Annotated in this window: 16 protein-coding genes; 15 read left to right on the top strand and 1 reads right to left on the bottom strand. The window is 64.3% G+C overall.

What is annotated here, in order from left to right; all coding sequences use genetic code 11:
• The first annotated feature begins 89 nt into the window (after positions 1 to 89).
• The 6 genes from BJA_RS32845 (at position 90) to BJA_RS32820 (ending at position 5142) form a co-directional block, all read left to right on the top strand.
• Positions 90 to 908 carry an ABC transporter ATP-binding protein gene (locus tag BJA_RS32845; protein ID WP_011089228.1) on the top strand — a complete coding sequence of 273 codons (819 nt, stop codon included), beginning with the start codon at positions 90 to 92 and terminating at the stop codon, positions 906 to 908.
• The gene (locus tag BJA_RS32840) at positions 908 to 1696 is read left to right on the top strand and encodes an ABC transporter permease (RefSeq protein ID WP_011089227.1); all 789 of its coding nucleotides are present in this window, start codon (positions 908 to 910) and stop codon (positions 1694 to 1696) included. The genes BJA_RS32845 and BJA_RS32840 overlap by 1 nt, the downstream gene beginning before the upstream one ends.
• 176 nt (positions 1697 to 1872) lie before the next feature.
• Positions 1873 to 2334 carry a DUF305 domain-containing protein gene (locus BJA_RS32835; protein ID WP_049832629.1) on the top strand — a complete coding sequence of 154 codons (462 nt, stop codon included), beginning with the start codon at positions 1873 to 1875 and terminating at the stop codon, positions 2332 to 2334.
• A gap of 9 nt (positions 2335 to 2343) precedes the next feature.
• Positions 2344 to 3813: a YncE family protein gene (locus tag BJA_RS32830; RefSeq protein ID WP_011089225.1), complete on the top strand. Its 1470-nt coding sequence runs from the start codon at positions 2344 to 2346 to the stop codon at positions 3811 to 3813.
• 40 nt (positions 3814 to 3853) lie between these two features.
• Complete coding sequence (locus BJA_RS32825; protein ID WP_011089224.1) at positions 3854 to 4372, top strand: sigma-70 family RNA polymerase sigma factor; 519 nt, start codon at positions 3854 to 3856, stop codon at positions 4370 to 4372.
• Complete coding sequence (locus BJA_RS32820; RefSeq protein WP_011089223.1) at positions 4369 to 5142, top strand: anti-sigma factor family protein; 774 nt, start codon at positions 4369 to 4371, stop codon at positions 5140 to 5142. Before BJA_RS32825 ends, BJA_RS32820 begins: the two co-directional genes overlap by 4 nt.
• A 56-nt stretch (positions 5143 to 5198) precedes the next feature.
• On the opposite strand, the gene BJA_RS32815 is transcribed toward BJA_RS32820, so the two are convergent.
• Positions 5199 to 5648, bottom strand: a complete 450-nt coding sequence (locus BJA_RS32815) for a cupin domain-containing protein (RefSeq protein WP_011089222.1) — start codon at positions 5646 to 5648, stop codon at positions 5199 to 5201.
• 139 nt (positions 5649 to 5787) lie between these two features.
• Between BJA_RS32815 and BJA_RS32810 the strand changes: the two genes are divergently transcribed.
• The 9 genes from BJA_RS32810 (at position 5788) to BJA_RS32770 (ending at position 14291) form a co-directional block, all read left to right on the top strand.
• Entirely contained in the window at positions 5788 to 6813 is a 1026-nt protein-coding gene (locus tag BJA_RS32810) for an ABC transporter substrate-binding protein (protein WP_038966482.1), read from the top strand.
• 29 nt (positions 6814 to 6842) lie between these two features.
• The gene (locus tag BJA_RS32805; RefSeq protein WP_011089220.1) at positions 6843 to 7547 is read left to right on the top strand and encodes a hypothetical protein; all 705 of its coding nucleotides are present in this window, start codon (positions 6843 to 6845) and stop codon (positions 7545 to 7547) included.
• A gap of 95 nt (positions 7548 to 7642) precedes the next feature.
• A complete protein-coding gene (locus BJA_RS32800; RefSeq protein WP_011089219.1) occupies positions 7643 to 8953 on the top strand; it encodes an ABC transporter substrate-binding protein in 1311 nt (436 codons plus the stop codon).
• Between the two features lie 29 nt (positions 8954 to 8982).
• A complete protein-coding gene (locus BJA_RS32795; protein ID WP_063921642.1) occupies positions 8983 to 9750 on the top strand; it encodes an ABC transporter ATP-binding protein in 768 nt (255 codons plus the stop codon).
• A gap of 3 nt (positions 9751 to 9753) precedes the next feature.
• A complete protein-coding gene (locus BJA_RS32790; RefSeq protein ID WP_011089217.1) occupies positions 9754 to 10458 on the top strand; it encodes an ABC transporter ATP-binding protein in 705 nt (234 codons plus the stop codon).
• 15 nt (positions 10459 to 10473) lie between these two features.
• The gene (locus BJA_RS32785; protein ID WP_011089216.1) at positions 10474 to 11355 is read left to right on the top strand and encodes a branched-chain amino acid ABC transporter permease; all 882 of its coding nucleotides are present in this window, start codon (positions 10474 to 10476) and stop codon (positions 11353 to 11355) included.
• Positions 11352 to 12368 (top strand): branched-chain amino acid ABC transporter permease, encoded by a 1017-nt coding sequence (locus BJA_RS32780; protein ID WP_011089215.1) that lies wholly within the window; start codon positions 11352 to 11354, stop codon positions 12366 to 12368. The genes BJA_RS32785 and BJA_RS32780 overlap by 4 nt, the downstream gene beginning before the upstream one ends.
• A complete protein-coding gene (locus BJA_RS32775) occupies positions 12328 to 13257 on the top strand; it encodes a polyphosphate kinase 2 family protein (RefSeq protein WP_011089214.1) in 930 nt (309 codons plus the stop codon). Before BJA_RS32780 ends, BJA_RS32775 begins: the two co-directional genes overlap by 41 nt.
• Entirely contained in the window at positions 13254 to 14291 is a 1038-nt protein-coding gene (locus BJA_RS32770; RefSeq protein WP_011089213.1) for a patatin-like phospholipase family protein, read from the top strand. The genes BJA_RS32775 and BJA_RS32770 overlap by 4 nt, the downstream gene beginning before the upstream one ends.
• Positions 14292 to 14334: the final 43 nt, after the last annotated feature.

The following is a 14334-nucleotide window of genomic DNA, read 5'->3' as shown; positions in this document are numbered from 1 at the left end:
GACGAAGCCCATGCGTAGCACGCTTGGCGGATTGATTGAACTTGGCCGCGCGAGCGGTTAAGGCATCGGACCAAATTCGGAGGGAACACATGACAACGCCTACGGCGGTGGCGCTGGAAGATGCCAAGGTTGCGTTCCGGCTGGGGGACGGACGGGTCTATACGGCGGTGGAGAAGGCGCATCTTTCGGTCGCGCAGGGCGAGTTCGTCGCCATCGTCGGCCCGACCGGCTGCGGGAAATCGACGCTGCTCAACGTCGCGGCCGGGCTGCTGAAGCCGGCGGCCGGAAGCGTCAAGATCTTCGACCGGCCGCTCGCGGGGCTGAACCGGGATGCCGGCTATCTGTTCCAGGCCGATGCGCTGTTCCCCTGGAAGACCGCGCTCGACAACGTCGCGATCGGGCTCGAGATCAAGGGCACGCCGCGCGCCGAGGCGCTGCCGCGGGCGCAGAAATGGCTGACGTCCGTGGGCCTCGGCGCCTTCGCGGGCCGCTATCCCCACATGCTCTCGGGCGGCCAGCGCAAGCGCGTGGCGCTGGCGCAGGTTCTGATCCGCGATCCCAAGATCCTGCTGATGGACGAGCCGTTCGGGCCGCTCGATGCACAGACCCGCCAGGTGATGGGCAATCTGCTGCTCGATCTCTGGAACGCCGACCGCAAGGCGGTGCTGTTCGTGACCCATGATCTCGAAGAGGCGATCGCGCTCGCCGACCGCGTCGTGATCATGTCGGCGGGGCCGTCCTCGCGCATCATCGGCGACTGGCGCGTCGGCTTGCCGCGCCCGCGCGACATCTTCGAGGTGCGCCTGGACAAGGAATTCCATGCGCTCCACCGCGAGATCTGGAGCGTGCTCAAGGACGAGGTGATGAAGGGCTACGCGCAATCCACCCAAGCGGCGGAGGCGGTCTGATGTCGCGCCCGACGCTGCTTGCGCTGCAAGTCCTGGTCGCAGTCGTCTGCATTGTGCTGTGGCAGGTGCTGTCGACCGTCCCCGTGTTCGGCAAGATCGTGCTGCCGCCGTTCTTCTTCTCCAACCCGTTCGACGTGTTCAGCCAGATCGTGAAGTGGTTTGCCTCCGGCGTGATCTGGAAGCACCTCGGCATCACGCTCGCGGAATCGATCCTTGCCTTCGTGATCGGATCGCTCGGCGGTGTGCTGATCGGCTTCTGGTTCGCGCGCCAGCCGCTGGTCGCCGCGGTGTTCGACCCTTACGTGAAAATGGTCAACGCCCTGCCGCGCGTGGTGCTGGCGCCGATCTTCGCGCTGTGGCTCGGCCTCGGCATCTGGTCCAAGGTCGCGCTCGGCGTGACGCTGGTGTTCTTCATCGTGTTCTTCAACGTCTATCAGGGCGTCAAGGAGGTCAGTCGCACCGTGCTCGACAATGGCCGCATGCTCGGCATGAGCGAGCGGCAGCTGATGCAGCACGTCTATTGGCCGTCGGCGCTGTCCTGGATGTTCTCCTCGCTGCACACCTCGGTCGGCTTCGCCGTGGTCGGCGCCGTCGTCGGCGAGTATTTGGGATCGGCGGCCGGCCTCGGCTATCTAATCCAGCAGGCCGAAGGCGTGTTCGACGTCGCCGGCGTGTTCGCCGGCATGTTCGTGCTGTCGGCCTTCGTCATCCTGATCGACTTCGGGGTCACGCTGGTGGAGCGGCGCTTGCTGGTGTGGCGGCCGACAGCGTTGGATGGACGTGGCTAGCCGCCGCGTTGTCCTGCTGACATTTATGTGATTGACCGGCCGGAATAGAACGCGCGCCCACGCGTCATACCCCCATGCAACCACCTGCATGGGAGTTCAGGATGCACCGGTCACAGTTTCATCGCCTCGTTGCGGCGCTCGCAGGCAGATGCCGATGGCCAAGGCCCGGCCTTGGCATGGCACTCATCGGCGCACGCATTCTCGTCGCCTTCGCAATTCCTCCGCTCGTATTCGCGCATGAAGCCCATCCGGCCAACCCGCCGGCTGCGCTGAGCGCGGAGGAGCGTGCGTTCCTGGAAGAAAACGAATCCGCCATGGCCAAGATGATGAACGACATGGCTGCCAAGCCGACGGGCGACGTCGATCGCGACTTCGTCGCGATGATGAATCCGCATCATCAGGGTGCGATCGACATGGCGGTCATCGAATTGCGCTACGGCAAGAACGAGCAGTTGCGGCGCATTGCCCAGGAAATCATCGTCGACCAGATGCAGGAGATCGCGGCCATGAAGCTCGCGATCGGCGAACCGGCAACCGATACGACGCCCGCCCCGACCCAGCCGCCGTCTGGCCCCGTTGCAAGCGTCCATCATCACCCGGGCATGCAGATGGACATGTCCGCCGGAATGAAGAAGTAGGAGCGCCACATGAAGACGTCGAGAAGCAGCATCGGGAAGAGCATCTTCCTGGCGGCCACCATGCTTGCAACCGGTTCAGCCGCATGGGCAGGGCAGGCGCCGGGCGCGCTGTCCTCACCCGATATTCCGATCAGCCATCACGACCGCGTCTATGCCGCGGAGCAGTTCTCGAACACGGTCTCGGTGACCGACCCGGTCGACAACAAGCTGCTTGGGGTGATCCGGCTCGGCGACCCGCAGCCCGGCAATTTCAGCCCGCTCTACAAGGGCCAGGTTCTCGTGCATGGCATGGGCTTTTCGCCCGATCACAAGATGCTTGCCGTGGTGTCGATCGGCTCAAACTCGGTCACCTTCATCGACACCGCGACCAATGCGGTCAAGCACACGACCTATATCGGGCGGTCGCCGCACGAGGCCTTCTTCACGCCGGACGGCAAGGAGGTGTGGGTCACCGTTCGCGGCGAAAACTACATCTCCGTGATCGACCCGCAGAGCTTTGAGGAAAGACGCCGCATCACCACCCCCAGCGGGCCGGGCATGCAGATGTTTTCGCCGGACGGCAAATACGCCTACATCTGCTCGTCCTTCAATCCCGAGACCGACGTCGTCGCGGTCGCCGAGCACAAGATCATCGCCAAAGTGAAGCAGGAAAGCCCGTTCTGCCCGAACATCGCGGTGACGCCGGATGGAAACCAGGTGTGGTTCACGCTGAAGGATACGGGCAGGACTCAGGTGTTCAACGCTAGGCCGCCGTTCAACCCGATCAGGACGATCGATACCGGTCCGATCACCAACCACGTCAATTTCGCGCACACTGCCAGGGGAACATTTGCCTACGTCACCATCGGTGGCCTGAACCAGGTGAAGGTGTTCCGCACCGACGACTTCTCGCAAGTCGCGACGATCCCGGTCGGCAATCTGCCGCACGGCGTCTGGCCGTCCGGCGACGGCACGCGCATCTATGTCGGGCTTGAGAACGCCGACGCGCTCGCGGCGATCGACACCGCAACCAACAGCGTGGTGGCGAATGTCCCGATCGGCCAGGCGCCGCAGGCCATTGCCTACGTTCCAGGTGCGGCTCCCAATCCTGATGACCGCCAGAACCTGCAGGCCCTCGGCGTTGCCGGCCAGTTCGCTCATCTCGCGCTTGCATCCAGGGACGGTTCGAAGGACGGAAAGGCGCCGACCAGCGTCTCGCTGTTCGATCAGGGCCTGATCCAGATCTTGCAGGCTTCGGTGACGGGACTTGAGCCCAGGCAGAAATATGTGCTGGCGCTGGCGGAGCATGGCGATGGAAGTGGTACGTTGCAGCCGTTGGCGGCGTTCATGACCAATCCGGCCGGATCAGCTATCGTCAACGCGGCCGGTCCGATCCGGCAGATTGTCGATCAGTCTGCGGCAGCTGCAAGACGGTATCTGGTGATTGCGTCCGGCGACGTGGCCATGCCCGGCGAGGCGGTCCAGATCGAGGCGCAATGACGTCCGGCCGAGCGGCAATGGAGAGCAGGCGGAGCGCCCCATGAAGGATATGCTGGTTCAGGTCGAACCGCTGATCCCCGCGCTCCGCCGCTATGCGCGCGCCCTCGTACGCGATCGCGCGGCCGCCGACGATCTGGTTCAGGATTGCCTGGAGCGGGCCGTCGGCCGCTGGCACCAGCGGCGCGACGGCAGCGTGCGCGCCTGGCTGTTCACGATCCTCCACAATCTGGCGGTCACTCAATTTCGCCAGACAACAGCGCGGGGCAGGCATATGCCGATCGACGATGCCGGCGAGCGCGAGCTTGTCAGTGCGGCAGCGCAGGAGCACAGGCTGATCTATCAGGATGTCCTGAACAAGCTTGCGAGACTGCCGCAGGAGCAGCGGGCTGTGTTGTTGCTTGTTGCAGTCGAGGATCTTTCCTACGCCGCCGCCGCGGACGTGTTGAACGTCCCGGTCGGGACAGTGATGTCGCGCCTGTCGCGTGCGCGGGAGCGGCTGCTGCAGGAGATGGACGGCGTTGCACCGGGGAACGTCGTGGCATTGCGGAGCATGAAATGAGCCAACGGCCGATCACGGAAGACGATCTCCACGCCTTTGTGGACCACGCGCTCGAGCCTGAGCGTCGTGCGGAGGTCGCATCCTATCTGGACGATCACCCGGATGTCGCCGGGCGCGTCGCGGCCTTTGCCGCCCAGCGCGAGCAGTTGCGCAGCGCGCTGGCGTCAATCGCCGATGAACCATTGCCGGCCGAGTTGAACCTGTCGCACATGATCGAGAGCCGGAAGCGGCGCCCTCTGCACGCATGGTGGGCAATCGCGGCGCTGTTGCTCCTGAGCATCGGCGGTCTCGGCGGCTGGACCATGCGCAGCCTGTTGCAGGATGGCTCGAACGGACTGTCCGCATTGGCGCAGGAGGCGGCCTACTCTTACGGCGTCTATGCACCGGACCGCGTGCGGCCGGTCGAGATACGTGCGTCCGACAGTGCCGAGCTCACGCAATGGGTCTCCAACCGGCTGAAGCAGCCGGTCAAGGTGCCGGATCTTTCCGTGTCCGGCTATCGGCTGATGGGAGGTCGTCTCGTTGCGACCTCGCACGGTCCGGCCGCGATGTTCATGTACGACGACGATCGCGGCGATCGCCTTGTCGTGCTGACGCGCCCGATGAGCCGCGGTGGACAGGATACGCCGATGCTGCCGCAATCGACCGGTGATGTCGCGGGTTTCGCCTGGGCGGACGGCGGCATGGGCTATACGCTCGTCGGCGAGCTTCCGACGGACACGCTCAAGCCGATCGCGAACGAGATCAGGAAGCAGGCGCGCCCGATCTAGCCGGGACATTCAGTGGACGGGCCCGCGCGTCGCGCGAGCCCCGGCAGCGCGAATGCTCAATCCAGCAGCTTGGTATCGTCGGGCGCCTGCGGCGGCGTCTTGATCGCGATTGCCTTAACCTGGCCGCTGATCGGCTTAGTGCCGCCATGCGGCGTGCCCTTGGGGATGATGATGAGGTCGCCCGGCTTCACCGTGACCTCCTTGTCGCCGAGCCAGATCGTCCCGGTCCCGTCCAGGATGTACTGGATTTCGTTGGTGTTGGGATGCAGGTGCTTGGGCACATTGCCGACCTGGATCGAGATGGTGGCGCCGTCGGCGCTTGCGAACATCTTGGAGCGATAGCCGACATTGTTGGCGGGCCCGAGCGCGTCGCCTTCCATCTCGCCGGTGTGGATGATCTGTGCGGTGACGTTCTCGGCGGCCAGCGCCGGCCGGAGCAACTGGTTTGCGCCGCATCCGGCGGCAAAGGCGGCGGCGATCGACAGTCCGGCGGCAAGGCGATTCATGGATGATTCTCCCCATCAGGAATTGTTCTTGTTTGGCCATGCTATTGCGCCCAAAGGCTGATGGCGAGTCGCACTTAGGCAGTGCTTCTCAAGCCGGTCCCGCTGCTCTATGGTGCCGCCGGCCGAACGGAGGAAACCAATGAAGAACACGATTGCCAGGCTCGCCGGCGCGCTGCTTGCGCTGACGCTCACCACCGGTCTTGCCGCGGCGCAAAGCAAGGTGACCATCGCGGTCGGCGGCGGTTCCTGCCTGTGCTATCTGCCCACGGTGCTGGCCAAGCAGCTCGGCGAATACGACAAGGCCGGCCTCAATGTCGAACTCGTGGACCTCAAGGGCGGTTCGGATGCGCTCAAGGCCGTGCTCGGCGGCAGCGCCGACGTGGTCTCCGGCTATTTCGACCATTGCGTCAACCTGGCGGCCAAGAAGCAGGAGCTCCAGGCCTTCGTCGTCTATGACCGCTATCCCGGCCTCGTGCTGGTGGTTTCGCCCGCGCACACGAACGAAATCAAGTCGATCAAGGATCTCGCCGGCAAGAAGGTCGGCGTCAGCGCCCCCGGATCCTCCACCGACTTCTTCCTCAAATACATGCTCAAGAGGAATGGCCTCGATCCCGCCGGCACCGCCGTGATCGGCGTCGGCCTCGGTGCCACCGCGGTGGCCGCGATGGAGCAGGGGCAGATCGACGCAGCCGTGATGCTGGATCCCTCCGTCACGGTGCTCCAGGGCAGCCACAAGGATCTGCGCATTCTCAGCGACACCCGCACCCAGAAGGACACGCTTGAGACGTTCGGCGGCGAATATCCGGGCGGCGCGCTGTATTCGACCGCGGCCTGGGTCAACGGCCACGAGAAGGAGACGCAGGCGCTCACCAATGCGATCCTCGCCACGCTGGTCTGGATTCACTCGCACTCGCCTGAGGAGATCATGGCGAAGATGCCGGAAGAGACCGTCGGCAAGAACAAGGACCTCTATCTCGCCGCGCTGAAGAACACGATCCCGATGTTCTCCGAGACCGGCAAGATGGACCCGAAGGGCGCGGACGCCGTGCTCGCCGTGTTCAGCGTCGGCTCGCCCGAGGTCGCCAACGCCAAGATCGACGTCAGCAAGACCTTTACCAACAGGTATGTCGAGCAGGCCAAGAAGACCACGGGGAGCGCCAAATAACTGACGCGAAGGCGTGGTAACCAGGCTTCATGACGTCCCCGGTCATTCATCGCGTCACGACGCTTGATCTCGCCGTGCGGCCAATCATCTGGCCGTTCGCCGAGGAACGGCGCGCCGAGATCGCGGCGCACTTTGCCGAGAAGCAGCGCGAGCGGCCGAAAATCTGGAACGGCCGCGTCCTGCTCGGGCGCGATGCCGTGTTCACGGACGGCCATCTCGCCGCGACCTATTTCGAGACCGATTTCGCGAGCTTCCTCGCCTGGCGCGACTGGGGCTTCCCTGACACTGCCGTGTTCAACGGTTTCGGCATGGGCGCGCTGCGCGCCTCCGACGGCGCCTTCGTGATGGGCGAAATGGCGCAGCACACCGCCAATGCCGGCCGCATCTATTTCCCCTCCGGCACGCCCGATCTCGACGACGTCAGGGACGGTGTGCTCGACATTCCCGGCAGCGTCGTCCGCGAGCTCGCCGAGGAGACCGGCCTGACCGCGGCCGACTACGCGGCGGAAACCGACTGGCACTGCGTCGTCAGTGGCCATGCGATTGCAATGATTCAGATAATCAACCTGGACATGCCGGGCGAGGCGATCCGTGCCCGGATCGAAGCCAATCTCGCGCGCGAGACCGAACCTGAGTTGTCGGCCATTCATCTCGTGCGCGGGATGGATGATCTCACACCTACCATGCCGCGATTTGTCACGGCCTTCGTCGCGCAGCAGTTCGCCTCGCGCTGACGCGCGAGGCTTGACATCGCTGCGCGCAGCCCATGTGATGGGCGAAAAAGCAAAAGCAAGAAGAATGCAATGCACAATCGTCCAGGGAGGTTTAGATGCGCCTGCGCATGGCTGCCCGCTTGGTACGGGGGCTGTTGGTCGCGATTGCCGCGACGGGCTTGGCGGTCTCCGCCCAGGCCCAGGAGAAGAAGATCAAGATCGGCGTGGTGTACGACCTGACCGGCCCGCTCGCGGGCGGCGGGTCCGAACTCAACTATGTCGGCGCAAAAATCATCCTCGACCATTTCGCCAGGACCGGCGTCGAGGGCTACAAGATCGAGGCGGTCTATGCCGATGCGCAGAGCAAGCCCGACGTCGCCATCAACGAATCCGTCCGCCTGCTCGAGCAGGAGAAGGTGGACATGGTGCTCGGCTTCTTCTCCTCGGCACAATGCGTGCCGGTCGCGGCCCGTGTCGAGCAGCTCAAGAAGTTCATGTGGATGACGACCTGCATCTCGTCCGCCGTGTTCAACGAGAAGGGCTACAAATACGTCTTCCGTCCGCAGGCGAGCGGCGATCAGTTCGGCATGATGACGATGGATTTCATCGCCCAGAACGCCAAGGCGAAGTTCGACAAGGAGCCGAAGGATCTGCGCGTCGCCATCATCCATGAGGACGGCGCCTATGGCGTCGACGTCTCCAGGGGTAACGAGGCGGGCGCCAAGAAGGCCGGCTTCAACGTCGTGATGAAGGAAGGTTATTCGGCGACCGCGCCGGATCTCTCCGCGCTGGTGACCAAGCTGAAGCGCGCCAAGCCCGACGTGATCTTCCACACCGGCTACAACCCCGACATCACGCTGCTGCTGCGGCAGGCCCGCGAGCAGGGGCTGAAGTTCGGCGCGCTGATGGGGCATGGCGCCGGCTACGGCGTCTATGAGAAGCTGAAGGAGGGCATGGGCGCGGATGCCACCTACATCTTCAACACCGACCCGATCTCGATCTGGCTCGCCAACCAGAAGACCATGGATCCGAAGCTTCCCCCCGTGATCAAGATGGTCGGCGAGGAGTTCGACAAGATCAGGCCCGGCGTCGCCATCCGCTCCGCCCATGTCGGCATCGGTGCGTCCAATACCTATGTGTTCATGAGCGATGTGCTGCCGCGCGCGATCAAAAAATACGGCGGGGTCGATCCCGACGCGCTGCGCAAGGCGGCGCTCGACACTGACATTCCCGAGGGCGGCACCATGCTCGGCTTCGGCGTCAAGTTCTACGGCGAAGGCACGCCGATGGCAGGGCAGAACGAGCGCTCGTTCCCCGTCGTGATCCAGTATCTCGAGGACAAGTCCCATGTGGTGTGGCCCAAGAGCCAGGCGCAGCGCGAGGCCGTGCTGCCACTGCCGAAGGGCACCACCTACAGCAACCAGTAGCGCAACACGCGAAGAGACGGAGACCTTTGGTGTTGGAAGTCAGCGGGCTGGTGAAGCGGTTTGGCGGCTTCACCGCGGTGAACAACGTATCGTTTCGGGTCGACCAGGGCGAGATCCTCGGCCTGATCGGCCCGAACGGCTCGGGCAAGAGCACGATCTTCAACATGCTCTCCGGCACGCTGGCGCCGACCTCCGGGTCGATCCTGTTCGCCGGGCACGAGATCGCGGGCCTCGCGCCGCACCGGATCATCAACCGCGGCATCGGCCGTACCTTCCAGATTCCGCGCCCCTTCCGCCGCCTGACCATCTTCGAGAACGTCGCGCTCGCCGGCTTCTACGGCCAGGGCCGCCACAGCCGCATCAAGGCCGAGGAAGCGGCCGAGCGGTCGCTGGCCATGGTCGGCCTGCCGACCGACCGCCATGCCAGCGTCGACGGCCTCGGCGCTGCCGGGCTGAAGAAGCTCGAGCTGGCGAAAGCGCTCGCCACCGCGCCAAAACTGCTGCTCGCCGACGAAAGCCTCGGCGGCCTCGACGAGACCGAGATGGACCAGGCCGCCGACATGCTGCGCAACATCCGAGACGAGCTCGGCATCACCATCATCTGGGTCGAGCACATCATGGGCGTGCTGATGCGGGTGGTCGATCGCGTCATGGTGCTCGATCACGGCGAGAAGATCTCGGAAGGGTTGCCGAGCCAGGTCGCGGGCGATCCCCGGGTCATCGAGGTCTATCTCGGCACCGATGCCGAGACCACGCAGGCCGCGGCTGCCGAAGCGCGCCGCCGCGCGGGAGGCTAGCCGATGCTGGAGCTGCGGTCCGTCAACGCCGGCTACGGTACGTTCCAGGCGCTGTTCGACGTCGATCTCGACGTGAGGGCCGGCGAGGCGGTCGGCGTCATCGGCCCGAACGGCGCCGGCAAGACCACCCTGATGCGCGTCATCTCCGGCCTGATCCGTCCCTCGCGCGGTTCGATCAGGATGGAAGGCGTCGATGTCGTCGCGACGCCGCCGCACAAGATCGTCAGCCTTGGGATCGCACATGTGCCGGAGAACCGGCGGCTGTTTCCGCAGCTCACGGTCGACGACAATCTGAAGATGGGCGCATTCATGAAGGAGGCGCGCGGCCACTATGCCGAGCGGTTGGAGGTGGTGTTCGACCTGTTTCCGCGCCTGAAGGAGCGCCGCCACCAGATGGCCGGCACGATGTCCGGCGGCGAGCAGCAGATGTGCGCGATCGGGCGCGCGCTGATGTCCAATCCAAAACTTCTGCTGCTCGACGAGCCCTCCGCAGGACTTGCGCCGGTCGTGGTGCAGCAGGTGTTCGAGCTGGTGAAGCGAATCCGCGCCCGCGGGCTGACGGTGCTGATCGTCGAGCAGAATGTGCAGCAGGTGCTCCGGGTGGTCGACCGTGCCTATCTGATCGAGGCCGGCACGATCCGCAGCTCAGGCACTTCGGCCGAGATGCTCGCGAGCGACACGGTCAAGGAAGCGTATCTCGGGGTGTGAGGGGCGGGCAGGGGCATGCAGGCATTCCTGGACATTTTCGACATCTACCTGCTGGAGGCCGTGATCAACGGTATCCTGCTCGGCGGCGTGCTGGCGCTGCTTGCGCTCGGGCTCAATCTGATCTTCGGCGTCATCGACGTGACCTGGATCTGCTATGCCGAGCTCGTGATGATCGGCATGTACGCCATGTATTTCATGGTGCAGTATTACGGCGTCAGCTATTTCGTCGCGGCGCCGTTCACCATTCTTCTTGTCGCGCTGCTCGGCGCCGCGCTGCATTACCTCGTGATCGCGCCGCTGCTCACCGCGCCGCCGATCAACCAGTTGCTCGCAACCGGTGGCGTGCTGTTCGTGCTCCAGAGTTTTGCGACCGTTGCCTTCGGCATCGACTTCCGCAATCTCGGCATCCGCCTGCCGGTGCTCGCCTTCGGCGACATGAATTTCAGCTACGCACGACTCCTGTCGTTTCTGGCTGCGCTGGTCGGCATGGTCGCCGTCTACCTGTTCATGACGCGCACCTTCACGGGAACCGCGATCCGCGCGATCTCGCAGGACCGGCAGATCATGGCGCTGATGGGCGTCGATACGAAGAAGCTCTACCTCATCACCTCGGCGCTCGGCGGCGCGCTCGCAGGCCTCGCCGCCTGCCTGCTGGTGCTGCAATACGACGTGCACCCCTTCGTCGGCCTGTCCTTCGGGCCGATCACCTTCCTGATCTGCGTGCTCGGGGGCCTCGGCAATTTCATCGGCGGCTTCATCGCCGCCTTCGTGTTCGCCGAGATCATCTCGCTCGGCGGGCTGTTCTCCGACCTCGAATGGGGCTATGTGCTCGCCTTCGCCTTCTTCATCGTCATGATGTTCATCCGGCCCGCGGGCCTGCTTGCGAGGCGCCGATGACGGGGCAGGGGCGGCTTGCATGGGCGGTGGGACTGGCGGCGCTGGTCGCGCTGCCCTTCGTCTATCGCGATCCCTATCATCTGCACATCCTGGTGCTGATCCTGATCTGGTCGTTCGCCTACACGTCCTGGTCGATGATGGGGCGGTTCGGCCTGGTCTCGCTCGGCCATGGCGGCTTCATGGGCATCGGCGCCTATGTCACCGCGCTGCTGTGGAATCATCTGGGCTGGTCGCCCTGGATCGGCATTCCCATCAGCATGGCTGCGGCGGGTACGCTGGCGCTGATCGTCGGCTATCCCTGCTTCCGCTTCCGCATCACCGGTCACTATTTCGTGCTGGTGACGCTGGCGCTGTCGGGCATCGTGCTCCAGGTCATCACCGCCACACGTGACTATACCGGCGGCTCGCTCGGCTACACGCCGAACCGCGCCTCGGGCAACAAGCTGCTGGCGCTGCAATTCGACGACAAGACGACCTGGTATCTGATCGCGCTCGGGGTCTGGCTGTTCGGCATCGTGGTCTGGCACTGGGTCGACCGCAGCATGAGCCGCTACGCGCTGGAGGCGATCTCGGAGGACGAGGACGCCGCGGCCGCCGCCGGCGTCGACGTCACCGCGGAGAAGCTGAAGATCACGCTGCTCAGCGCGCTGATGACGGCGCTCGCCGGCGCCATCTACTGCCAGTACCAGATGTTCATTACGCCCGACACGGTCAGCGGCATCGCGGTGTCGCTCCAGATGGTGTTTGCCGCCATCGTCGGCGGCCTGTTCGTCTCGCTCGGTCCGACCTTCGGTGCCGTCATCACGATCCTGCTGGCGGAGAGCTTGCGCATCGGCTTCGGCACCAAGGCGGTCGGCTGGGACAATCTCGTCTACGGCGTGCTGCTGGTGCTTTTCATCATATTCCTTCCCAAGGGTATCCTTGGTAGCGTGCTCGACCGACTGAAGCCGCAACGCAAGGTGCCCCGCGCCCATGAACAAGAAGCCGTCCAGATCGCTCGCCCAGGAACTTGACCGTTACATCACGCCGTTCCGCTACGACGGCTCGGGCAAGTTTCACCTCAAGGCGCACAAGACCAACGAGAAGGGCGATCTCGACAAGGAGAGGGCGCAGGAGATTCTCGACGCCAACAAGAAGCGGCTGATCGAGTTCCAGGAGAAACTCTACGCCCAGGACCGCTGGTCGGTGCTGATCGTGTTCCAGGCCATGGACGCGGCGGGGAAGGATTCCGCGATCAAGGCGATTTTCGAGGGCATCAACCCGCAGGGCTGCGATGTCCATGCCTTCAAGGCGCCAAGCAGCAAGGAGCTCGACCACGACTTCCTCTGGCGCCACGTCACCGCGCTGCCGGAGCGCGGCCATATCGGCATCTTCAACCGCTCGCATTACGAGGAGTGCCTGGTGACGCGCGTGCATCCGGAGATCCTCGCCAAGGAGAAGCTGCCGCAGAAGCTCGTGACCAAGAACATCTGGAAGGAGCGGTTCGAGGACATCTCCGCCTTCGAGCGTTACCTCACGCGCAACGGCACCGTGGTGTTGAAGTTTTTTCTCAACCTGTCCAAGGACGAGCAGCGTCAGCGCTTCCTCGACCGGCTGGAGGAGCCCGCCAAGCAGTGGAAATTCTCCATGGACGACATCAAGGAGCGCGCGCTGTGGCCGCGCTATCAGGCGGTCTATCAAGACATCGTTCGCCACACGGCAACGCCGCATGCGCCGTGGTATGTCGTGCCCGCCGATCACAAATGGTTCGCGCGCGTCGTGATTGGCTCGGTGATCAACGCTGCGCTCGAAAAGCTGGACCTGCGCTTTCCCCGCGCCGACAAGGCCTCGCTGGAGGAGTTCGAAGAGGTGCGCAAGGCGCTGGAGAAAGAAGCGACGGGAAGCAAGAAGCAAGCAAAGTGACAGCCAACCGGACCGCGGACCGCAAGACCGTCAACTTCGCGCTCCAGGGCGGCGGCGCGCACGGCGCCTTCGTCTGGGGCGTGCTCGACCAGGTGCTCGAAGACGGCAGGTTGGCGATCGAGGCGGTCAGCGCGACCAGTGCCGGCGCCATGAATGCGGTGGCGATGGCCTCCGGCATGGCGCACGGCGGCGCGGAGGCCGCGCGGGAGAGCCTGCACGCATTCTGGTACGAAGTGTCGCGTATGGACATGGCGTACGATTTGATGTCGCCGCTGAACCAGTGGATACAGGCCCTGAGGCTGCCGCCGGAATATCATCCGGTCCACGCAATCATCCACACGCTGACGCACACGCTGCCGCCGGGCCTGCTCAATCCCTTTCATTTCAATCCGCTCCGCTCGCTGCTGCAGCGCGTGGTCGATTTCGACCGGCTCAATTCCTCGCCCGAGGCGCCGCAGCTGTTTCTCAACGCCACCAACGTTCGCACCGGCAAGATCAAGGTATTCCAGAGCCCGCTGCTCACGGCGGAAACCGTGCTCGCCTCGGCCTGCCTGCCGCCGTATTTCCAGGCCGTCGAGATCGACGGCGAGCATTATTGGGATGGCGGCTATCTCGGCAATCCCGCGATCTATCCGTTGATCTACCGCAAGCGCAGTCACGACGTCATCATCGTGCAGGTCACGGCGATCCGGCGCAACGAGCTGCCGACCAGTGCAGCCGATGTCCTCCACCGCATCAACGAGATCAGCTTCAATTCGTCCTTGATGCGCGAGATGCGCGCGATCGCCTTCGCCACGCGGCTGATCGACGACGGCGAGCTCGACAGCAGCAGGCATAGCCGCATGTACATACATTGGATTGGCAACGACCAGTTGATGTCGCAGCTCGGCACGGCCACGCAGTTCCACCCCGAATGGAGCCTGTTGTGTCGCCTGCGCGACGAGGGCCGCGAGGCGGCGCGAAGCTGGCTGGCGCGAAACTTCGACCAGATCGGAAAGTCCTCGACGGTCGACCTGGCAGACATGTTTCTCTAGGCCAGCCGAGCCGGTCATCGAAAAAGTACGAAAACAACCCCAT

The organism is Bradyrhizobium diazoefficiens USDA 110, assembly GCF_000011365.1.
GTDB classification, from domain to species: domain Bacteria; phylum Pseudomonadota; class Alphaproteobacteria; order Rhizobiales; family Xanthobacteraceae; genus Bradyrhizobium; species Bradyrhizobium diazoefficiens.
Note: the sequence above shows the minus strand (reverse complement) of the source record. Positions and strands in the feature narration are given on the sequence as shown.